Raw genomic sequence first — 18903 nt, 5'->3', positions numbered from 1 at the left:
TCGATGGTCCGCGTGACCACCCCGGGCGTCCGGCTGCTGCCGAACGCCATCACCGTGCTGGCGCTGTGCGCGGGCCTGTCGGCCGTGCAGTTCGCGCTGACCAAGAACTACGCGATGGCGATCGCCTCGATCGGCATCGCGGCGGTGCTCGACAGCCTGGACGGCCGGATCGCGCGGCTGCTGGACGCGACGTCGAAGATGGGCGCGGAGCTCGACTCGCTGTCCGACGGCATCTCGTTCGGCGTCGCGCCGGCGCTGGTGATCTACGTGTGGCAGACGGGCGCGGACCGGATCGGCTGGGTGGCGTCGCTGATCTTCGCCGTCTGCATGATCCTGCGGCTGGCCCGGTTCAACACGCTGCTGGACGACACCGAGCAGCCGCCGTACGCGAGCGAGTTCTTCGTCGGCGTCCCGGCGCCCGCGGGCGGCCTCCTGGGGATGCTGCCGCTGGTGGCGTACCTGCAGTGGGGCGAGGGGTGGTGGTCGTCGCAGTACGTCGTGTGGGCGTGGACGGTCGCCATCGCGGCGCTGCTGATCAGCCGCATCCCGACGCTGTCGTTGAAGACGGTCAAGGCCCCGCCGAAGGCGATCGCCCCGCTGCTGCTGGGCGTGGCGTTGCTGGCCGCGGCGATCATCCAGTTCCCGCTGGTCGCGCTGCTCGTGGCGATGGTGCTGTACCTGGCGCACATCCCGTACTCGATCCACCGGCACCGCTGGCTGGCGGCGCACCCCGAGGCCTGGACGGTCCCCCCGAGCGAGCGCCGCGCGATCCGCCGCGCCCGCTCCACCCGCCGCCTCGGCCTGCGCCCGCCGCTGCGCCGCCGCGTCGCGGGCGCGGCCATGCGCGCCGTCCGCCTCCCCCGCGAGACGGTCCGCACCCCCCGCGTCACCTCGGAAAACGGCCAGCGCCGCCGCTCCTGGCGCCAGATCGGCCTCCGCCGCAAGTAACCGTGTCGTCCCTTCAATCACGCGTGTCGACCCTTCAATCACGCGAGATCGCTCCCCAATCACGCGAGTTACACCTCCGATCACGCGAGATCCGTGATCGAGGGGTCGACACGCGTGATCGGAAGGTCGACTCGCGTGATTGGAGGGTCGACACGAGGTCCTCGGGGGCGGCGGCTCGCTAGGGTGAACGGCGTGAGCCACCCGCAGATCACGCTGACCGTCCGGCACACGCCGTCGGCGCTGGACACCCGCCGCGGCGTCGTCCGGCTGCACCCCGAAGTCCTCGACGCGCTGGGCCTGCGGGCCTGGGACGCCGTCCACCTCACCGGGGCGCGGGTCAGCGCCGCGCTCGCCGCGCCCGCCGACGAGACCGGGGTGCCCGGGGTGGTGCTCACCGACGACGTCACCATGTCGAACCTCGGCGTCACCGAGGGCGCGGAGGTCGTCGTCGCGCCCGCCGACGTCGCGGCCGCCAAGACCGTCACCGTCGCCGGGTCGCGGCTGGCCAGCGTCTCGGTCAGCCCGCACATGCTGCGGCTCGCCCTGATCGGCAAGGTGCTGACCGTCGGCGACGCCGTTTCGCTGCTGCCCCAGGACCTCGCCCCGTCACCGGGGTCGGACCCGGCCGGGCTCCGCGGCCAGCTGTCCCGCGCGATCGGCGCGACCTGGACGAACGAGCTGCTCACCGTCACCGCCACCGAACCGGCCGGCACCGTCGCGGTCGGACCGTCCACAGTGGTCACCTGGCGGGACGGGGCGCGCCCGGCCGCCGAGCCCGCCGCGCCGCGGACGGCGACCGCGCTGGTCCGCGCCGAAGCCGTCACCGCGGCCGAGGAGTGGATCGACGCCGAGATCGTCGAAGACGAGGTCACCGCCGAAGAAGAGCCGGCCGTCCCGCTGGCCGACCTGGTCGGCGCCGAAGCCGCCGCGCGCAAGCTCACCGAGTGGTTCGACCTCGCGTTCCACCGGCCCGAGCTGCTGGCCCGGCTCGGCGCGCCCGCCCACCTCGGCGTCCTGCTGTCCGGCCCCGAAGGCGTCGGCAAGGCGACGCTCGTGCGGTCGGTGGCCCACGACGCCGGGATCGGGATCATCCCGCTGGCCGCGCCGAACCTCGCGGTGCTGGACCCGAACGTCGCCGTCGCACGCCTGCGCGAGGCCATCCGCGGCGCCGAAGGCCCCTCGGTCCTCCTGCTCACCGACGTCGACGCGCTACTGCCCGCGACGACTCCCCCGCCGGTGGCCACGGTCGTGCTGGAGGAGCTGAGGACCGCCCTCAAACGTGACCGGTTCGCCGTCGTCGCGACGACGGCCCGTGCGGAGTCGGCCGACCCGCGGCTGCGCGCCGCCGACCTGCTGGACCGCGAGCTCGGCCTGGCTCTCCCGGACGCGAAAACCCGCCGTGAGCTGCTGAACGTCCTGCTCCGCGACGTCCCGCTCGACGCCGGCATCGACTGCGGCGTCCTCGCCGAGCGGACCCCGGGCTTCGTCGCGGCGGACCTGATCGCGCTGCGCCGCGACGCGGCCCTGCGCGCCGCCCTGCGCCAGCGCGACACCGACGAGCCGCGCATCTCGCAGCAGGACCTGCTGGACGCGCTGGCCACCGTCCGGCCGGTCTCGATGTCCACTTCGGACAACCTGGCCACCGGCGGGCTGACCTTGGACGACGTCGGCGACATGGTCGACGTCAAGCAGTCCCTCACCGAGGCCGTGCTGTGGCCGCTGCGGTACCCGGACTCGTTCGCCCGGCTCGGCGTCGAACCGCCGCGCGGGGTGCTGCTGTACGGGCCGCCCGGCGGTGGCAAGACGTTCCTCGTGCGGGCGCTGGCCGGCACCGGCGCGCTGAACGTCTTCGCGGTCAAGGGCGCCGAGCTGATGGACAAGTGGGTCGGCGAGTCCGAGCGCGCGGTGCGCGAGCTGTTCCGCCGGGCCGCCGAAGCCGCGCCCGCGCTGATCTTCCTGGACGAGATCGACGCGCTGGCCCCGCGCCGCGGCCAGTCGTCGGACTCCGGCGTCGCCGACCGCGTGGTCGCCGCCCTGCTCACCGAGCTCGACGGCGTCGAGCCGATGCGCGAGGTCGTCGTCCTGGGCGCGACGAACCGGCCGGAGCTGGTCGACCCGGCACTGCTGCGGCCCGGACGGCTCGAGCGCCGCGTCTACGTGCCGCCGCCGGACGCCGAGGCCCGCGCGGCGATCCTCGCGGCCAGCTCGAAGAACACCCCGCTGGCCGAGGACGTCGACCTCGCCGCGGTGGCGTCCACTCTGGACGGTTACTCGGCGGCCGACTGCGCGGCCCTGATCCGCGAAGCGGCGTTGACGGCGATGCGCGAGTCCCTGGAGGCCCGCGAAGTCACCGCGGCCCACCTGGAGACGGCTCGGAAGACGGTCCGGCCGAGCCTCGACCCGGCCCAGCTGGCGGCCCTGGAGGCCTACGCGAAGACCCAGACCGGTGACTGAAGGGTCGACACGCGTGATTGAAGGGACGACACGGGCGGAGCCGGCCGGCCACGGCGTGTCGACCTTCTGATCACGCGTGTCGACTGCCCAATCACGCGTGTCGACTGCTCGATCACGCGTGTCGGCGTTCGGATCACGCTAGGTGCGGGTCAGCTGCCCTTGTGGCCGCTCTGGTATTCCTTCGTCACGATGACGATCACGCCGGGGCTTGCGTTCTGGATGCCCTCGAAGCGCGGCTCGGCCTTGATGCCGAACTCCTGGGCGAGCTGCTTGGCCGCGGCTTCCTCGTCGGTGCCCGGGCGGTAGAACGCCGTCGTCGTCGGGATGATGCCCTGGGAGTAGTTGCTGACCTCGTTGACGTTCCACCCGGAACCGCGGAAGTCCTCGGCCGCGCGGTCCGCCAGGCCCTTGACCGTCGAGTTGTTGAACACCCGGACGGTCACCCACTTGTTGGACGCCTGCTGGTCACCACCCGGCTGACCGGGCTGGCCGGGACCGGCCGACGTCGGCTGGCCGGGGGCCGGCGAGCTCGGCGACGGCGGCGTGGGTGACGAAGGGCTCGCCGAGGACGAAGACGTCGAAGAAGAAGCCGAAGACGACGTCGACGGCGGTGCCGAGGACGAGCCCGACGGCGTCGGAGAAGTGCCGCTCGGCCCGGCTTCGTTCGACCCGTCACCCCCGCCCAGCGCGGTGATCCCGCCGATGACGGCGGCGATGATGGCCACCCCGACCAACGCGACGCCCGCGGCCTTCATCGGCCGGGACATTCCGGAAAACACACTCATTTCAGCTCGATCCCCAGTCGCCGGGCGCCTCGCTTGCGCTGGCGGGCGGCACGCGTCTTGCGCAGCCGCTTCACCAGCATCGGGTCGGCTTCGATCGCCTCCGGCTTCTCCAGCAGCTTGTTGAGCAGCTGGTAGTAGCGCGTCGCAGACAAGTCGAAGCGTTCGCGGATGGCGTTCTCCTTCGCCCCGGCGTGCCGCCACCACTGGCGCTCGAAGGCGAGGATCTCGACCTCGCGTTCGGTCAGGCCGGGCACGGGCTTCGGCGGCGACGGCTGCGGCTCAGCCATCGACTCCGCGGCGTCCATCCGAGTCCCTCTCAATCGGGCGTCATGGCGAATCAGACCTAGCTCTTCCGCGGGCGCCATTCAACCACGGAAGCACGCACCGACGTGGGCATCGACGTCGGCGCGTCACGGTCTGATGCAGGTCTACCAGAGGGGTCCGACTAAACTGGCTCGCCGTGACCATCCACCCCATCGTGATCGCCGGCGAACCCGTGCTGCACCAGCCGACTCGGGAGATCACCGAGTTCGACGAGAAGCTGCGCACGCTCGTGGACGACATGTTCGAGACGATGTACGCCGCCGAGGGCGTCGGCCTCGCGGCCAACCAGATCGGCCTCGATCTGCGGGTGTTCGTCTACGACTGCCCGGACGACGAGGGCGTGCGGCACAAGGGCGTCGTCGTCAACCCGAAGCTCGAGACGTCGGAGATCCCGGAGACCATGCCGGACCCGGACGACGACTGGGAGGGCTGCCTCTCGGCGCCCGGCGAGTCGTACCCGACGGGCCGCGCGAAGTGGGCGAAGGTGACCGGCGCCGACCTCGACGGCAACCCGATCGAGGTCGAGGGCACCGGCTACTTCGCGCGCTGCCTGCAGCACGAGACCGACCACCTGGACGGGTACATCTACCTCGACCGCCTGGTCGGCCGGCACGCGCGCGCCGCGAAGAAGATGCTGAAGTCGAACAAGTGGGGCGTGCCGGGCAACTCGTGGCTGCCGCCGCGCACCCCCGAGGACGACGGCGCCGTCATCTGAGACCACGAAGGGCCCCTCGCGCACGAGGGACCCTTCGCCGTTTTCAGCAGCCGAGGAAGTGGCACCGGACGACGCGCGGCGTCTCCAGGACCGAGCCCGCCCGGACGTCCCAGGCGAGCCGGACGTACTGGGCGTGCGTCCAGGCCAGCGGGGTCGCCGAGGTGTTCGGCGTGCCGGCCGGGAAGCCGGTCTGCCCGGACGGCGGGTTCTCGTCCCACACCTGCTCCGGCATGGTCTCCGCCGAGCTGCTCACCCGGCCGAGGTCACGCAGCCGCCGCGCGGCCGACGACGGATCGCCGAGCGCCAGTTCGTACTCGCCGCGTTCGCCGGCGAGCAGCGGCCAGAGCCGGCCGAACGTGGTGCGGCTCTCCGCCGGGAAGGTGTAGTCCCACGGCGAGCCGTCGGCCTGCTCGCCATAGCCGTCCTTCGTGTAGCGGTGCCAGAACTGGCCGGTCGGTGTGGTGAACGCGATGTCTTTGTCGGTCACGCGCACGCTGTTGCGGATCACCGGGTCGTCGGCGCGGTAGACGCCGAGCCGGACCAGGTCGAGGAAGCCCGCGTCGGTGACCGCGCGCTGGTCCATCGTCACGCTCGAGTTGCCGAGGTTGTACGTCGTCCCGTTGTTCGCGTTGGCGTCCTTCGTCAGCCGGACGAAGTACGGGTCCTTCGACAGCGGCCCGTTCGTGGTGATCGTCTGCTTCGGCAGGTCGGCCTTCATCTTGTCGGCCGCCGCGAGGTACCGGGCCGCGTCCGCCGAAGCGCCGTTGTGCGACGCGATGTCCGCGGCGCAGACAAGCCCGGCGATCACCGAGGCGATCGTCGACGGGGACCAGCCGTCCTGCTCCTCCCAGCGTTCCTGCTGCGTGTACGGCGACGGCTGCCCGTCCGGCCCCCGGTAGCCCAGGATGAAGTCGGCGGCCTTGCGGACGCCGGGCCACAGGTCGGTCCGGCCGAGCTGCTGGGCGAGCACGATCGGGAACGCGGTCTCGTCGAGCTGGATCGACGTCCAGTACGGCACGCCGTCGACCCGGCTGTTCTGCGGCATGTGCCCGTCGGCCTGCTGCTGCGTGCCGAACATGTAGGACACCGCGCGGTTCGCCGCCGCCGTGTCGCCGCCGGCGGCCAGGCCGGTCGCGATCTGGTAGAGGTCACGCGGCCAGACCAGGTGGTAGGTGCCGGACGGCGACCACTCCGGGTCGTTGTTCCCGAACCGCCACGGCATGCTCGGCGAGGCGATGAAGGCGCCCGGGTGGTGCTTGTCCTCGCTCGCCGCGAGGGTGAGCATCGACGCCTTGTAGAGGTCACGCTCGGCGTCGGTCTTCAGCGACGACGGCGGCTTGCTGACCCCCCGCAGGTACTGCTGCCAGCCGCGGTCGTAGGCGCGCGTGATGTCGCGGACACCGCGTCGCTGCGACGCCCGTGCACTGCCGAGCGCGTCGGCGGCCTTCGCGCCCATGCCGAGGGCGAGGGTGACGTGCCGGTTGCGGAGACCGTCGGCGTTCGTCTGGCCGGTCAGCACGACGTTGCCCTTCTCGGCCGTGTCGTACTGCGCCAGCTTGAAGGTCTTGGCGAGCTGGGTGTTCCCGTCGGACGCGCCCGCGTAGCCGACGCTCGTCTTCGTGAACGCGGGCTTCGCGGTGAGGGCGGCGGCGTTCGACGCGTCCTGCGCGGTGACGGCGTCGCCCTGGCGGGCGGCGGAGTCGTCCGAGCCGTCGTTGGTCAGGTCCGGGTCGGCGACCGCGTAGAGCTGGTAGGGCCGGCCGGTGAGCGACTGGAAGTCGACGTCGACCAGCACGGTCGTCGCGGCCGGGTCCGTGACGTAGGTCTTGCGGAGACGCCAGCGGTGCTGGTCGTCGGTGATGGTCTGCTCGTAGGTCAGGCTGTCGTCGTCGGTCCGCCGCACCTGCTGCGACTTCGCCGAGTAGTCGGTGACGGCGAAGCTGCGGCCGTCGGTGACGACGAAGTTCAGCGAGCGGACGCTCGGCGTGGACAGGTCCGGGTAGTAGACCTCGGACATCTGGCCGCCCTGGAGGGTGAACCAGACGTTGCTCGACCGGTCGTGGGCCGTGCCGAACCCGGTCTTGTTCGCGGGCAGCCAGCTCGGATGGGCCCCGGGTGCCCCGGGAGCCTCTTCCGCGGCCACCGCGGTCGCCGGGATCAGGCCGGTGACCAGCAGGCCGGCGAAGGCGCCGGAAATGAGTTTGCGCATATCAACCCCACAGAAGATCGCTTCTGCACCGTTACAGAAGCGACTTGGGAGTCTGCCGCCGATCCTTCACCGGCGCATGGTCCGATCCGGTGAACCACCGACCGTCACTGGTCCGGTGAACCGGTTCACGGACAGCGAACGGACTTCCCGCTCAAGCGGGCGCAAACTTGTATTACCTGCAACGGTGTAATCGAGGTGCACATGGACGACGCGATGGACGCCTACTCGCGCGTGGTCAGCACGGTCGCCGAGACCGTCACCCCGCACGTAGCCGGTGTGCAGCTCGCGCGCGGGAGCGGCTCGGCCGTCGTCTTCGCCGAGGACGGGCACCTGCTCACCAACGCCCACGTCGTCAGCGACCACCGGCGTGGGGTCGCCACCTTCGCCGACGGCAGCGAAGTGCCCTTCGACGTCGTCGGCGCCGATCCGCTGTCCGATCTCGCCGTGCTGCGCGCCCGGGGCGAGACGCCGGCCGCCGCCGTGCTGGGCGACGCCGACCGGCTAGTCGTCGGCCAGCTCGTCGTCGCCGTCGGGAACCCGCTCGGCTTCTCCGGGACCGTCACCGCCGGGGTCGTCAGCGCGCTCGGGCGGGCGCTGCCGGTGCGGCAGGGGCGCACCACCCGCGTGATCGAGGACGTCATCCAGACCGACGCCGCGCTCAACCCCGGCAACTCCGGCGGCGCGCTCGCCGACTCCGCCGGCCGGGTCGTCGGCGTCAACACCGCGGTCGCCGGGGTCGGGCTCGGCCTCGCCGTCCCGATCAACGCGACCACGCGGCGGATCATCGACACGCTCGTCGTCGAAGGCCGGGTGCGGCGGGCGTACCTCGGCGTGGTCGGTGTGCCCGCGCCGCTGCCGGACGACGTCGCCGAGCGCACCGGGCAGCGCGCGGGGCTGCGGGTGCACGAAGTGGTGTCCGGCGGCCCGGCCGACCGGGCGGGCCTGCGCGCCGGCGACCTCGTGCTGACCGTCGGGCGCACCCGCGTCTCGGACGCCCAGGGCATCCAGCGGCAGCTGTTCGCGGAAGTGATCGGCACCGCACTGCCGATCACCGTGCTGCGCAACGGCGCCATGGTCGACGTCTACGCCACACCGGCAGAGTTGGTCGGGTGACTTGAGTATCGCGCGCCGGCGTGGCATGGTCGGAGGCACAACACCAACGCGGGAGCTCGCGCCATGGCGGGCTGAGAGGGTGACTTGCGTTTCGCAGGCGTCACCGACCGCATGAACCTGACCGGGTAATGCCGGCGTAGGGAGTGAAAGTCGTTGACGGCTTTGGAAAGCAATGCTGCGCTGAACGTCACGACCGGGCCGATCACCGGCTCGCGCAAGGTGTACCACCAGACCGAATCCGGGCTGCGGGTTCCGGCCCGCCGGATCGATCTGTCCAACGGTGAACACTTCGACGTCTACGACACTTCGGGCCCCTACACGGATCCGGAAGCGGCCATCGACGTCCACAGTGGACTACACCGGCTGCGCGCCGGCTGGGCCGACGGGCGTGAGCACAACACGCAGCTCGGGTGGGCCAAACAGGGCGTCATCACCCGGGAAATGGAGTACATCGCCGCGCGCGAACGGGTTTCCCCGGAGTTCGTGCGCGACGAGGTGGCCCGGGGCCGCGCGGTGATCCCGGTCAACCGCAAGCACCCCGAGTCCGAGCCGATGATCATCGGCAAGAACTTCCTGGTGAAGATCAACGCCAACATGGGCAACTCGGCCGTCTGGTCGTCGGTCGAGGAAGAGGTCGACAAGATGGTGTGGGCGACCCGCTGGGGCGCCGACACGATCATGGACCTCTCCACCGGCAAGCGGATCCACGAGACGCGCGAGTGGATCATCCGGAACTCGCCGGTCCCGGTCGGCACCGTGCCGATCTACCAGGCGCTGGAAAAGGTCAACGGGGAGCCGGAAAAGCTGTCGTGGGAGGTGTACCGCGACACGATCGTCGAGCAGTGCGAGCAGGGTGTCGACTACGTCACCGTGCACGCCGGCGTGCTGCTGCGGTACATCCCGCTGACCGCCCGGCGCGTCACCGGGATCGTCAGCCGCGGCGGGTCGATCATGGCCGCGTGGTGCCTGGCGCACCACCAGGAATCGTTCCTGTACACGCACTTCGAGGAACTCTGCGAGATCCTGCGGCAGTACGACGTCACGTTCTCCTTGGGTGACGGCCTGCGCCCGGGGTCCATTGCGGACGCCAACGACCGCGCCCAGTTCGCCGAGCTGGAGACCCTGGGCGAACTGACGCACATCGCGCGCTCGCACGACGTCCAGGTGATGATCGAGGGCCCCGGCCACGTGCCCATGCACAAGATCAAGGAGAACGTCGAGCTCGAGGAAAAGCTCTGCGGCGAAGCACCGTTCTACACCCTCGGCCCGCTCGCGACGGACATCGCGCCGGCGTACGACCACATCACCTCGGCCATCGGCGCGGCGCAGATCGGCTGGTACGGCACGGCGATGCTGTGTTACGTGACGCCGAAGGAGCACCTGGGCCTGCCCAACCGCGACGACGTCAAGACCGGCGTGATCACGTACAAGATCGCCGCGCACGCCGCGGACCTGGCCAAGGGCCACAAGTACGCCCAGGAATGGGACGACGAGCTGTCCAAGGCGCGCTTCGAGTTCCGGTGGAACGACCAGTTCAACCTGTCGCTGGACCCGGACACCGCACGCTCGTTCCACGACGAGACGCTGCCCGCCGAGCCGGCCAAGACCGCGCACTTCTGCTCGATGTGCGGCCCGAAGTTCTGCTCCATGCGGATCACGCAGGACGTCCGCAAGTACGCGGAGGAGCACGGTCTGTCCACTGTGGAGGCCATCGAGGCCGGCATGGCTTCGAAGTCGGCGGAGTTCACCGAGTCCGGTGGCAAGGTGTACCTGCCCGTGGTGGGGCAATGACCCCTCGGACCGCCCTCACCATCGCCGGCTCGGACTCCGGCGGTGGTGCGGGCATCCAGGCGGACCTGCGCACGTTCTTCGCGCACGGCGTCCACGGACTGGTCGCGGTGACGGCGGTCACCGTGCAGAACTCGCTGGGCGTGCAGGGTTTCACCGAGATCCCGGCCGACGTGGTGTCGGCGCAGATCAAGGCGGTGGCGTCGGACATGGGCGTCGACGCGGCGAAGACGGGCATGCTGGCCACGGCGGAGATCATCCGTTCGGTGGCGAAGACGCTGGACGAGGTGGGTTCCGGCTTCCCGTTGGTGGTCGACCCGGTGGCGGCGTCGATGACGGGCCACGCGCTGCTGCGCGAGGACGCCCTGGAGGCGATCCGCACGGAGCTGTTCCCGCGCGCGACGCTGATCACCCCGAACCTCGACGAAGTCCGGCTGCTGACCGGGGTTTCGGTGGACGATTCCGCTTCCCAGCGGGCGGCGGCCGACGCGCTGCTGGAGTTCGGCTCGCAGTGGGTCCTGGTCAAGGGCGGCCACATGCAGGGCACGGCCGAGTGCGTGGACCTGCTGACGGACGGCCGCGATTACCTCTCCCTCAGCGGGCCGAGGTACGAGACGGAGAACACCCACGGCGGCGGTGACACCCTGGCCTCGGCGATCACGGCGTCGCTGGCGAAGGGCGCTTCGGTCCCGGACGCGGTGGCGGCCGGGAAGAAGTTCATCGAGCGGTGCGTGGCGGAGGCCTACCCGCTGGGGGCCGGGGTCGGCCCGGTTTCGCCGTTCTGGGTGCTGGACAAGAACTAACGGACCGGCTGCAGTTCCCGGCCGTCGTACTCCTCGCGCGCCGAGCGGATGCGGCCGAAGTTCGCCTGCGACCACGTGCTCAACGCGATCAGGTGCGCGCCCACCTCGGCACCCATCTCCGTCAGCGCGTACTCGACCGTCGGCGGCGTTGTCGGGTACACCGTGCGCGTCACGAAGCCGTCGCGCTCCAGCTGGCGGAGGTTCTGGGTCAGCATCTTCTGGCTGATGCCGTCGACCGCGCGGCGCAGCTCGCCGAAGCGGTGCGGCCCGCGGGCCAGTGCGCCCAGGACCAGGGCCGTCCACTTGTTGGCCAGGAGGTCGAGGACGTCGCGGCACGGGCAGTTGCGGAGGTAGACATCCCAGGGTCCGCCCTGGTCACAGGTGGTATCCATCAGGTACCTACGATACCAACTAGTGCCTTCTGGCGAAAAGTGACCAAGCACCCGAGGATGGAGCCGACCCAAGACAGAAGGAGTGAAGCAATGCGCATCGTGACCCAGCAGGCCCTCGGCGGACCGGAGGTGCTCCGCGTCACCGAGGCACCGCGTCCCGAACCCGGGCCGACCGAGGTCCTGGTGCGGGTGAAGGCCGCCGGGATCAACCCGGTCGACTGGAAGGTGCGGCGCGGGGGCGGGTTCCTCGGCGAGCCGCCGTTCACCGTCGGCTGGGACGTCGCCGGCGTCGTCGAGGAGGCCGGCTTCGGCGCGACCGGTGTCGAAGAGGGCGACGAAGTCCTCGGCATGCCGTGGTTCCCGCGGCCGGCCAACGCCTACGCCGAGTACGTCACCGCGCCCTCGCGGCACTTCGTGCGCAAGCCGGCCGGGCTGTCGTTCGCCGAGGCCGCCGCCCTCCCGCTCGCCGGGCTGACCGCCTGGCAGGGCCTGGTCGACGTCGCCGGCGTCCACAAGGGACAGCGGGTGTTCGTCGACGCCGCCGCGGGCGGGGTCGGGCACCTCGCCGTGCAGATCGCCAAGGCCCGCGGTGCGCACGTCATCGGCACGGCCAGCGCGAAGAAGCACGACTTCCTGCGCGAGCTCGGTGTCGACGAACCGATCGACTACCGCGACCCGGACGCGACCACGTCCGATGTGGACGTCTACTTCGGACTGGTCGGCGAGGAGAGCGACCTGCGCTGGCTGCCCGCCATCAAGGAGGGCGGCCTGCTGATCGGCGTGCCCAGCGGCGTGGCCGACCGGGTGGCGCAGAAGGCGGCGGAAAACCACGTGCGGACGAAGAGGATCCTCGTCGAACCCGACCGCGGCGGGCTGACCGGCCTCGTCGAGCTGATCGAGGCCGGTCAGCTGAAGGTCCGCGTCGAGCAGACCTTCCCGCTGGAGGACGCGGCCAAGGCGCACGAGCTGGGTGAATCGGGCCGGGTGTCCGGCAAGCTCGTGCTGACCGTCTAACCGCGGGCGAGCACCTGGGGCAGCACCGTCGTGAGCCCGGTCCAGTCCGAAGTGACCACCGACGCGTGCTGCTTCGCCAGGTCGGCGACGCGCTGGTTGGCCTGGTCGACCGTCGGGTTGTGGGCGTCGATGGCCGGCGCGACGTTCTGCCCGTCGGTCATCACCACGTAGTAGTGGTTGGCGTCGTACCACCACGGCCCGGTCTGGGTGACCCACGCGTTCGCGTCGCCGTCGAACACCACGAACCACGGCTTGAGGTCGGCGGTGTACTTGTCCCGCGGGTCACCGCCGGCCGCGCCGTGCACGGTCGGGAAGATGTTCGCGTCGCCGAGCCTGCCCGCGTTCTTCAGGCCGACCAGGTACCGCGCGTATTCGACGTCGGTCTTCAGCGTGTCGGTCGGGTTCTGCTCCTCGACCGTGCCCGGGATGATCTCGGTGATCACCCGGCCCCGCAGCGCGTCCACGGACGGCCAGTTGTCCGCCTTGGCCGCGTCGTCCAGCGTGGCGTAGCTCCCGAGCAGCTCGGCCGGGCGGAAGGCGACGCTGCCGAGGTGCGAGCGGAACGTGGCGTCCAGCTCGTCGGGACCCATGCCGGTGTTGTCCGAGAAGCCGGTCTTCATCTCCAGCTTGAGCGTGATCGGCGTGTGCCCGGGGTGGGCGGCCAGCCAGATCCGGATGTCGTCGAGGCAGTACTCCAGGTTCTTGTTCTTGCCGCCGCTGTAGAGCTGCGACGCCGAGGTCGCCGCGACGCAGTTGTTGTTGTTCCCCAACGGGTTCGAGTGGCTGACCTTCCACTCGTGGGTGAAGAAGTCGGGCCAGACGTCGAGCTCGATCAGCGACGAGCCGGCGTCGAGCGCCTGGGCGAGGTAGCCGTAGGCCGCCGGGTCGTAGGTGTTGTGCACGCCGACGGTCGTGACGTGGGACAGCTTGGGGCTGTCGGCGCTGGCGGCGGTCGCTCCGGAGAGCGTGAGCGCGGCCGCGAGGAGGGCCACCGAGAAGAGCTTCATCCAGGCTCCTTCGAACGTGAGTAACGTTCACAATGTCCCACCGTGGTTGACTGTTGATGAAGCAAAAGAGGCTGATTGGCCTAGACCAGAAGTCGGGAAACCACCATGACGACGAGCCTTCCGACCGCCTTGACGATCGCCGGGTCGGACTCCGGCGGCGCCGCCGGGCTCCAGGCGGACCTCCGCACGTTCCTGACCTGCGGGGTGCACGGCCTGGTCGCGGTCACCGCCGTCACCGTGCAGAACACCCTGGGCGTGCACGACCGCGCCGACCTGCCGCCGCACATCGTGGCCGGGCAGATCGAGGCGGTGGCGGCGGACATGGGCGTCGGCGCGGCGAAGACCGGCATGCTGGCCTCGGCCGAGATCATCCACGCCGTCGCCGCCGCGTGCGACAAGGCGGAAATCGGCCGGGACGCGCGCATCCCGTTCGTCGTGGACCCGGTCGCGGCGTCGATGCACGGCCACCCGCTGTTCGACGAGGCGGGGCTGCACGCGTTGCGCGACGAACTGCTCCCGCGCGCGACGGTGCTGACCCCGAACCTCGACGAGGTCCGGCTGCTGACCGGGATGACCGTCGAGGACCGTGAGGGCATGCACACCGCGGCGGTCGTGCTGCACCGGATGGGCCCCCGCTACGTCCTGGTCAAGAGCGGCCACCTGCAGGCCGACCCGGAGTGCGTGGACCTCCTGTTCGACGGCTCGACGTTCGTGGAGCTCCCAGGCAAGAGGTATTCGACGCCGCACACGCACGGCGCGGGTGACACGATGGCGTCGGCGCTCACCGCGGGCCTGGCCAAGGGCATGTCGGTGGTGGAGGCGGCGCGGTACGGCAAGTGGTTCGTGTCCCACGCGGTCGAGAACGCCTACCCGATGGGGGCGAAGGTCGGCCCGGTCTCGGCCTTCTGGCGGCTGGCTCCCGAGGAGCGCTGAGTACGCGTCCGGCTACCATCCCTGCGTTTACTCATCCTTGACCAACGCAGGGGGCGGCCTTGACCGGACGCGAGCGGGTGGCGAAGGTCCTCGAGGGCCGCCGCTTCCAGAACTTCATCATCGCCGTCATCGTCTTCAACGCCGTCACCCTCGGCATGGAGACGTCGACGTCGCTCATGGACGGCTACGGCGGCCTCCTGCACGCCCTGGACCACATCGCGCTGGGCATCTTCGTCGCCGAGCTGCTGGCGAAGTTCTACGCCTACCGCGGCAGCTTCTTCCGCGACAACTGGAACGTCTTCGACCTGCTGGTGGTCGGCATCGCGGTGATCCCGGCGACCGGGCCGTTCGCCGTCCTGCGGTCGCTGCGGGTACTGCGGGTCCTGCGGCTGATCTCCGTGGTGCCGTCGATGCGGAAGGTCGTCTCCGGGCTGCTCGCCGCGATCCCCGGGATGGCGTCGATCGCCGCGTTGCTCGCGCTGATCATCTTCGTGGCCGGGGTGATGGCGACGAAGCTGTTCGGCGCCATCGACCCCGGCGACTTCGGCGACCTCGGCACGTCGCTGTTCACCCTGTTCCAGGTGATGACCGGCGAGGCCTGGCCGGACATCGCGAAGACGATCATGGAACAGGCGCCGCTGGCCTGGATCTTCTTCGTCGTCTACATCCTGGTGTCCAGCTTCGCCGTGCTGAACCTCTTCATCGCCGTCGTCGTCAGCGGCATGGAGGACGAGCTGCGCCAGGACATCCGCGAGGAAGAGGCCAAGCAGGCCGAAGCGCAGGCCGCCGCGAACCAGGAGATCCTCGACGAGCTCCGCGCCCTGCGCGCCGAGCTGGCCGAACTGCGGCAGGAGAAGGCGGCTTAGTCGTCCGCGATCAGGGCTTCGAGGGCCGGCAGCGCCGCCAGCAGCGCCTCCCGGTGGTCGGTCGAAAGGCGGTCGAGCCGCCGGTTCAGCTCCTGCACGCGCGTCGACCGGACGCCGGACACGAGCCGCTCGCCCTCTTCGGTCGCCTTCGCCAGCCACGCCCGGCGGTCGACCGGGTCGGACTCGCGGCTCACGTACCCCGCCTCGACCAGGGAGGCGATGATCCGCGACATCGTGGCCGCGGCCACGCCCTCCTTGGCCGCAAGGTCGCCGAGCCGGAGCTGGCCCGCGTGCACCAGCGTCGCCAGCGCCGAGATGGCGCCGTGGCCCGGGCCCGGCACGCCGGCCTGCCGCAGTGACCGGGAGAGCCTGCCCACGGCGAGGTACAACCTGCCCGAGACGTCCTGGACCGATGTGCTCGTCACGGCTGGCTCCTTCTGCCCTCGCCCCGCCGCGGGTGCGCCGGAAATTGCCGTCCACCTTACGGGTTCGAGGTCACGGTCGGCGTTAAGCCACCTTGGTTCACCTCGGTGGGCTCGACGCCTGCGCCCAGAAGCGCTGCGGCACCCGCCCGGCCTCCCGAGCCAGGTGCCCCGCGACGACGGCGGACCGCATCGCCGCGGCCATCCGCTCCGGATCGGCCGCCCTGGTGACGGCCGTGGCGAGCAGGACGGCGTCGCAACCGAGCTCCATGGCGAGGGTCGCGTCCGAGGCCGTGCCGATTCCGGCGTCCAGGATGACCGGGACGCCCGCCCGCGAGACGATCAGCTCGATGTTGTGCGGATTCCGGATGCCGAGCCCGGTGCCGATCGGCGCGCCCAGCGGCATCACCGCGGCGCAGCCGGCCTCCTCCAGGCGCAGCGCGAGGACCGGGTCGTCGTTCGTGTAGACGAACACGGTGAACCCGTCGGCGGCGAGCCGCTCGGCGGCGTCGAGGGTCTCGATCGGGTCCGGCAGCAGCGTCCGGTCGTCGGCGTGCACCTCGAGCTTGATGAGGTCGGTCTCCAGCGCCTCGCGCGCGAGCTGCGCGGTGAGCACGGCTTCGGCGGCCGTCCGGCAGCCCGCCGTGTTCGGGAGCAGCTCGATGCCGAGCCTCTTCAGCAGTTCGAGGACGCCGGAGCCACCTTCGGCGTCGGCGCGGCGCATGGCGACGGTGGTCAGCTCGGTGCCCGACGCCACCAGCGCACGCTCGAGCACGGCGAGGTTGGCCGCGCCGCCGGTGCCGATGATCAGCCGGGACGTCAGCTTGGTCGTGCCGATGACCAGTGGTTCTTCGTCCATTTCAGCCTCCCTGGACCGCGGTGAGCACGTCGAGGACCGCCCCCTTGGGCACCGGGGTGGCCGCCCAGTCGGCGCGGCGGACGACGACGCCGTCGACCGCGACGGCGATGCCCGGCCGCGCCCCGCCGGTCCGGTCGAGGACGTCGGCGACGGTGGCGCCTTCCGGGAACTCCGTCCACTCGCCGTTGAGCTTGATCTCCATCACACGTGCTCCTTCTGATGCAGGCGGGCGGGGGACGCGGCCGCCGTGCCCTCCGGCGGCTCGTCCCCGTCGAGCCAGGCGACCACGGCGTCCGCGGTCACCGGGGCCATCAGCAGGCCGTTGCGGTGGTGCCCGGTCGCGGCGAACACCCGGCCGTCCAAGGCACCGAGGTACGGCAGCGCGTCCCGGCTGCCTGCCCGCAGGCCGGCGGCGGTCTCGGTCAGCTCGTACTCGGTGATCGCGGGGAAGACGCGCTCGGCGCCTTCGAGCAGCTCGCGCACGCCGCGGGCGGTGACGGCCCGGTCGAAGCCCGCCTCGTACTGGGTGGCGCCGAGGACGAGCTCGGCGGCACCGCGCGGGACGAGGTAGATCGGGCGGCCTTCGACGACGGCCCGGACGGTGTGCGCCGGCGGCGGCAGGCAGCCGCGGCGGGGCTTGAGCCGGAGGATCTCGCCCTTGAGCGGGCGGACGGCGTCGGCGAGCAGCGGGTGCAGCCGCCCGGTCCAGGCGCCCGCGGCGAGCACGACGGCTTCGGCGTCCGGGAGTTCCTCGACGCGCTCGCGGACGAACCGGACGTTGCGCTTCACGCACGCCGCGTACAGCGCGTCGAGCAGCTTCCGGTTGTCCACCGCCAGGTCACCGGGCACGTGGAGTCCACTTCGGACGGATCCGACGCCGGGTTCGAGCCGCTTGACCTCCCGGCCGGTGAGCCGCTCGGCCACGCGGCCGAGCGCGTGCAGGTGACCGGCGAGGATGTCGAGGTGGCCGGCGTCGGCGTGGTCGAAGGCGACGACGAGCGTCCCGTGCGCGGCCAATCCCGGGTCCATGCCGTCCCGCGCCAGGTCCGCGGCGAACCCCGGCCAGCGCTTCAGCGACTCTTCGCCGAGGCGGAGGACGTCCTCCTCGCCCGGCCAGGCCTCGGTGACCGGCGCGAGCATGCCCCCGGCCAGCCAGGACGCGCCGCCGCGGGCGGGTTCGGGGTCGTACAGGGTGACCTTCCGGCCGGTGCGCGCGGCTCGCCACGCCGTGGACAGGCCGATCACGCCGCCGCCCACCACTGCCAGGTTCGTCATGGGATCACGCTCCCTGCGCCGGCATGACCCGGATCAGGTTCCACGGTCGGAGCGGCAGCTCCCTCTCAGCCCGTGCGTCGGGCTCCCGTGCGGACACCTCCACCCTAACGCGCGGGGTACGGTCGCCGCTATGCCCGCCCTCTCCGGTGACAAGATCCGCGCCCGCCTCGACTCGGCGCGCCTGTACCTGTGCACGGACGCCCGCACTTCGCGTGGGGACCTCGCGGCCTTCGCCGACGCGGCCCTCGCGGGCGGCGTCGACATCATCCAGCTGCGCGACAAGACCGGCGTCCTGGAGGCGGCCGGCGAGATCGCCGCGCTGGAGGTGCTCGCGGAGGCGTGCGCCCGCCACGGCGCGCTGCTGTCGGTGAACGACCGCGCCGACGTCGCGCTGGCGGTCGGTGCCGACGTGCTGCACCTGGGCCAGGACGACATCCCGGTGCCGCTGGCCCGCCGCATCCTGGGCGAGGACGTCGTGATCGGCCGCTCGACGCACTCGCTCGACCAGGCCCTCGCGGCGGCCGCGGAACCCGGCGTCGACTACTTCTGCACGGGCCCGTGCTGGCCGACACCCACGAAACCGGGCCGGCCCGCGCCCGGCCTGGACCTGGTGCGCGACACGGCGGCCTGGGCGCCGGAGCGGCCGTGGTTCGCGATCGGCGGCGTCGACGGCGAGCGGCTGCCTTCGGTGCTGGAGGCGGGTGCGTCCCGGATCGTGGTGGTCCGGGCGATCACCGAGGCCGAGGACCCCGAGGCCGCGGCCCGCGAGCTGCGAGCCGCGCTGCCCTGAGTCCGAACTCGCCGATGCCGCGAATGACTCATTCGGGACGTCCGATGTCGCGAATGAAGCTTCTATGTCAAGTTGTGGTTTGTAGTCGGTGGTGGTCGTTGAGCAGGGCTCGGTAGATGGTGTTGGTGAGGTGGCGTTTGAGTGCGCGTAGTGCGGCTTTGCTGCTGGCGTGGGGACGTTGTCCGGTCCATCGTTGGCGGTAGTCG

The 18903-nt window shown here is 71.2% G+C and carries 19 protein-coding genes and 2 riboswitches; of the genes, 10 read left to right on the top strand and 9 right to left on the bottom strand.

Annotated features, from left to right (window positions below):
• The first annotated feature begins 3 nt into the window (after positions 1 to 3).
• On the top strand, positions 4 to 948 hold the full coding sequence (gene pssA / locus ACWDN5_RS24210; protein WP_310968771.1) for a CDP-diacylglycerol--serine O-phosphatidyltransferase: 945 nt from the start codon (positions 4 to 6) through the stop codon (positions 946 to 948).
• A gap of 192 nt (positions 949 to 1140) precedes the next feature.
• Entirely contained in the window at positions 1141 to 3402 is a 2262-nt protein-coding gene (locus ACWDN5_RS24205; RefSeq protein ID WP_449677866.1) for an AAA family ATPase, read from the top strand.
• Between the two features lie 149 nt (positions 3403 to 3551).
• On the opposite strand, the gene ACWDN5_RS24200 is transcribed toward ACWDN5_RS24205, so the two are convergent.
• Together ACWDN5_RS24200 and ACWDN5_RS24195 are read right to left on the bottom strand one after the other, a co-directional pair.
• Positions 3552 to 4187 carry a LytR C-terminal domain-containing protein gene (locus ACWDN5_RS24200; RefSeq protein WP_310968773.1) on the bottom strand — a complete coding sequence of 212 codons (636 nt, stop codon included), beginning with the start codon at positions 4185 to 4187 and terminating at the stop codon, positions 3552 to 3554.
• Complete coding sequence (locus ACWDN5_RS24195; protein ID WP_003101701.1) at positions 4184 to 4492, bottom strand: DUF3263 domain-containing protein; 309 nt, start codon at positions 4490 to 4492, stop codon at positions 4184 to 4186. Before ACWDN5_RS24195 ends, ACWDN5_RS24200 begins: the two co-directional genes overlap by 4 nt.
• A gap of 155 nt (positions 4493 to 4647) precedes the next feature.
• Between ACWDN5_RS24195 and ACWDN5_RS24190 the strand changes: the two genes are divergently transcribed.
• The gene (locus ACWDN5_RS24190) at positions 4648 to 5226 is read left to right on the top strand and encodes a peptide deformylase (RefSeq protein ID WP_310968776.1); all 579 of its coding nucleotides are present in this window, start codon (positions 4648 to 4650) and stop codon (positions 5224 to 5226) included.
• A 43-nt stretch (positions 5227 to 5269) separates the two neighbouring features.
• Here the strand turns inward: ACWDN5_RS24190 and ACWDN5_RS24185 are convergent, their stop codons facing one another.
• Positions 5270 to 7435 (bottom strand): glycoside hydrolase family 15 protein, encoded by a 2166-nt coding sequence (locus ACWDN5_RS24185; RefSeq protein WP_310968778.1) that lies wholly within the window; start codon positions 7433 to 7435, stop codon positions 5270 to 5272.
• A gap of 201 nt (positions 7436 to 7636) precedes the next feature.
• On the opposite strand from ACWDN5_RS24185, the gene ACWDN5_RS24180 reads away from it, so the two are divergent.
• The 3 genes from ACWDN5_RS24180 (at position 7637) to thiD (ACWDN5_RS24170) (ending at position 11139) form a co-directional block, all read left to right on the top strand.
• On the top strand, positions 7637 to 8548 hold the full coding sequence (locus ACWDN5_RS24180) for a S1C family serine protease (protein ID WP_310968779.1): 912 nt from the start codon (positions 7637 to 7639) through the stop codon (positions 8546 to 8548).
• A 38-nt stretch (positions 8549 to 8586) separates the two neighbouring features.
• A riboswitch (TPP riboswitch) is annotated at positions 8587 to 8708 on the top strand.
• Positions 8702 to 10339 (top strand): phosphomethylpyrimidine synthase ThiC, encoded by a 1638-nt coding sequence (gene thiC / locus ACWDN5_RS24175; protein ID WP_310968781.1) that lies wholly within the window; start codon positions 8702 to 8704, stop codon positions 10337 to 10339. Its footprint overlaps the riboswitch before it by 7 nt.
• On the top strand, positions 10336 to 11139 hold the full coding sequence (thiD, locus tag ACWDN5_RS24170; protein WP_449677865.1) for a bifunctional hydroxymethylpyrimidine kinase/phosphomethylpyrimidine kinase: 804 nt from the start codon (positions 10336 to 10338) through the stop codon (positions 11137 to 11139). Before thiC ends, thiD (ACWDN5_RS24170) begins: the two co-directional genes overlap by 4 nt.
• Here thiD (ACWDN5_RS24170) and ACWDN5_RS24165 read toward each other — a convergent pair.
• Positions 11136 to 11531, bottom strand: coding sequence for a winged helix-turn-helix transcriptional regulator (locus ACWDN5_RS24165; RefSeq protein ID WP_310968785.1), 396 nt, complete (start codon positions 11529 to 11531; stop codon positions 11136 to 11138). The two genes, thiD (ACWDN5_RS24170) and ACWDN5_RS24165, sit on opposite strands and share 4 nt — an antisense overlap.
• Before the next feature lie 90 nt (positions 11532 to 11621).
• Between ACWDN5_RS24165 and ACWDN5_RS24160 the strand changes: the two genes are divergently transcribed.
• The gene (locus ACWDN5_RS24160; protein WP_449677864.1) at positions 11622 to 12545 is read left to right on the top strand and encodes an NADP-dependent oxidoreductase; all 924 of its coding nucleotides are present in this window, start codon (positions 11622 to 11624) and stop codon (positions 12543 to 12545) included.
• On the opposite strand, the gene ACWDN5_RS24155 is transcribed toward ACWDN5_RS24160, so the two are convergent.
• Positions 12542 to 13552, bottom strand: coding sequence for a phosphatidylinositol-specific phospholipase C domain-containing protein (locus ACWDN5_RS24155; protein WP_449677863.1), 1011 nt, complete (start codon positions 13550 to 13552; stop codon positions 12542 to 12544). The genes ACWDN5_RS24160 and ACWDN5_RS24155 overlap by 4 nt on opposite strands.
• A 105-nt stretch (positions 13553 to 13657) precedes the next feature.
• Between ACWDN5_RS24155 and thiD (ACWDN5_RS24150) the strand changes: the two genes are divergently transcribed.
• Positions 13658 to 14485, top strand: coding sequence for a bifunctional hydroxymethylpyrimidine kinase/phosphomethylpyrimidine kinase (thiD, locus tag ACWDN5_RS24150; protein WP_449677862.1), 828 nt, complete (start codon positions 13658 to 13660; stop codon positions 14483 to 14485).
• A gap of 59 nt (positions 14486 to 14544) precedes the next feature.
• Entirely contained in the window at positions 14545 to 15351 is an 807-nt protein-coding gene (locus ACWDN5_RS24145) for an ion transporter (protein ID WP_176174506.1), read from the top strand.
• Here the strand turns inward: ACWDN5_RS24145 and ACWDN5_RS24140 are convergent.
• The 4 genes from ACWDN5_RS24140 to thiO form a co-directional block, all read right to left on the bottom strand.
• Positions 15348 to 15776: a MarR family winged helix-turn-helix transcriptional regulator gene (locus ACWDN5_RS24140; RefSeq protein ID WP_310968790.1), complete on the bottom strand. Its 429-nt coding sequence runs from the start codon at positions 15774 to 15776 to the stop codon at positions 15348 to 15350. The genes ACWDN5_RS24145 and ACWDN5_RS24140 overlap by 4 nt on opposite strands.
• A 97-nt stretch (positions 15777 to 15873) precedes the next feature.
• Positions 15874 to 16632 (bottom strand): thiazole synthase, encoded by a 759-nt coding sequence (thiG, locus tag ACWDN5_RS24135; protein WP_449677861.1) that lies wholly within the window; start codon positions 16630 to 16632, stop codon positions 15874 to 15876.
• Between the two features lies 1 nt (position 16633).
• A complete protein-coding gene (thiS, locus tag ACWDN5_RS24130; protein WP_449677860.1) occupies positions 16634 to 16834 on the bottom strand; it encodes a sulfur carrier protein ThiS in 201 nt (66 codons plus the stop codon).
• Entirely contained in the window at positions 16834 to 17907 is a 1074-nt protein-coding gene (thiO, locus tag ACWDN5_RS24125; RefSeq protein WP_449677859.1) for a glycine oxidase ThiO, read from the bottom strand. Before thiO ends, thiS begins: the two co-directional genes overlap by 1 nt.
• Positions 17901 to 18006: riboswitch (TPP riboswitch) on the bottom strand. Its footprint overlaps the gene before it by 7 nt.
• 31 nt (positions 18007 to 18037) lie before the next feature.
• Here thiO and thiE point away from each other — a divergent pair.
• On the top strand, positions 18038 to 18697 hold the full coding sequence (gene thiE, locus ACWDN5_RS24120) for a thiamine phosphate synthase (RefSeq protein ID WP_449677858.1): 660 nt from the start codon (positions 18038 to 18040) through the stop codon (positions 18695 to 18697).
• The last annotated feature ends 206 nt before the right edge of the window (positions 18698 to 18903 follow it).

The organism is Amycolatopsis sp. NPDC003731 (genome assembly GCF_053586895.1).
This window is presented reverse-complemented; position numbering and strand designations above follow the sequence as displayed.

Bases quoted from the DNA above. Each gene is read 5' to 3' on its own strand.
- pssA (WP_310968771.1), top strand. From the start codon at position 4: ATGGTCCGCGTGACCACCCCGGGCGTCCGGCTGCTGCCGAACGCCATC.
- ACWDN5_RS24180 (WP_310968779.1), top strand. From the start codon at position 7,637: ATGGACGACGCGATGGACGCCTACTCGCGCGTGGTCAGCACGGTCGCC.
- ACWDN5_RS24155 (WP_449677863.1), bottom strand. From the start codon at position 13,552: ATGAAGCTCTTCTCGGTGGCCCTCCTCGCGGCCGCGCTCACGCTCTCC.
- ACWDN5_RS24165 (WP_310968785.1), bottom strand. From the start codon at position 11,531: ATGGATACCACCTGTGACCAGGGCGGACCCTGGGATGTCTACCTCCGC.
- thiS (WP_449677860.1), bottom strand. From the start codon at position 16,834: ATGGAGATCAAGCTCAACGGCGAGTGGACGGAGTTCCCGGAAGGCGCC.
- ACWDN5_RS24200 (WP_310968773.1), bottom strand. From the start codon at position 4,187: ATGAGTGTGTTTTCCGGAATGTCCCGGCCGATGAAGGCCGCGGGCGTC.
- ACWDN5_RS24185 (WP_310968778.1), bottom strand. From the start codon at position 7,435: ATGCGCAAACTCATTTCCGGCGCCTTCGCCGGCCTGCTGGTCACCGGC.
- thiG (WP_449677861.1), bottom strand. From the start codon at position 16,632: ATGGACGAAGAACCACTGGTCATCGGCACGACCAAGCTGACGTCCCGG.
- thiD (WP_449677865.1), top strand. From the start codon at position 10,336: ATGACCCCTCGGACCGCCCTCACCATCGCCGGCTCGGACTCCGGCGGT.
- thiO (WP_449677859.1), bottom strand. From the start codon at position 17,907: ATGACGAACCTGGCAGTGGTGGGCGGCGGCGTGATCGGCCTGTCCACG.
- ACWDN5_RS24160 (WP_449677864.1), top strand. From the start codon at position 11,622: ATGCGCATCGTGACCCAGCAGGCCCTCGGCGGACCGGAGGTGCTCCGC.
- ACWDN5_RS24195 (WP_003101701.1), bottom strand. From the start codon at position 4,492: ATGGACGCCGCGGAGTCGATGGCTGAGCCGCAGCCGTCGCCGCCGAAG.
- thiE (WP_449677858.1), top strand. From the start codon at position 18,038: ATGCCCGCCCTCTCCGGTGACAAGATCCGCGCCCGCCTCGACTCGGCG.
- thiD (WP_449677862.1), top strand. From the start codon at position 13,658: ATGACGACGAGCCTTCCGACCGCCTTGACGATCGCCGGGTCGGACTCC.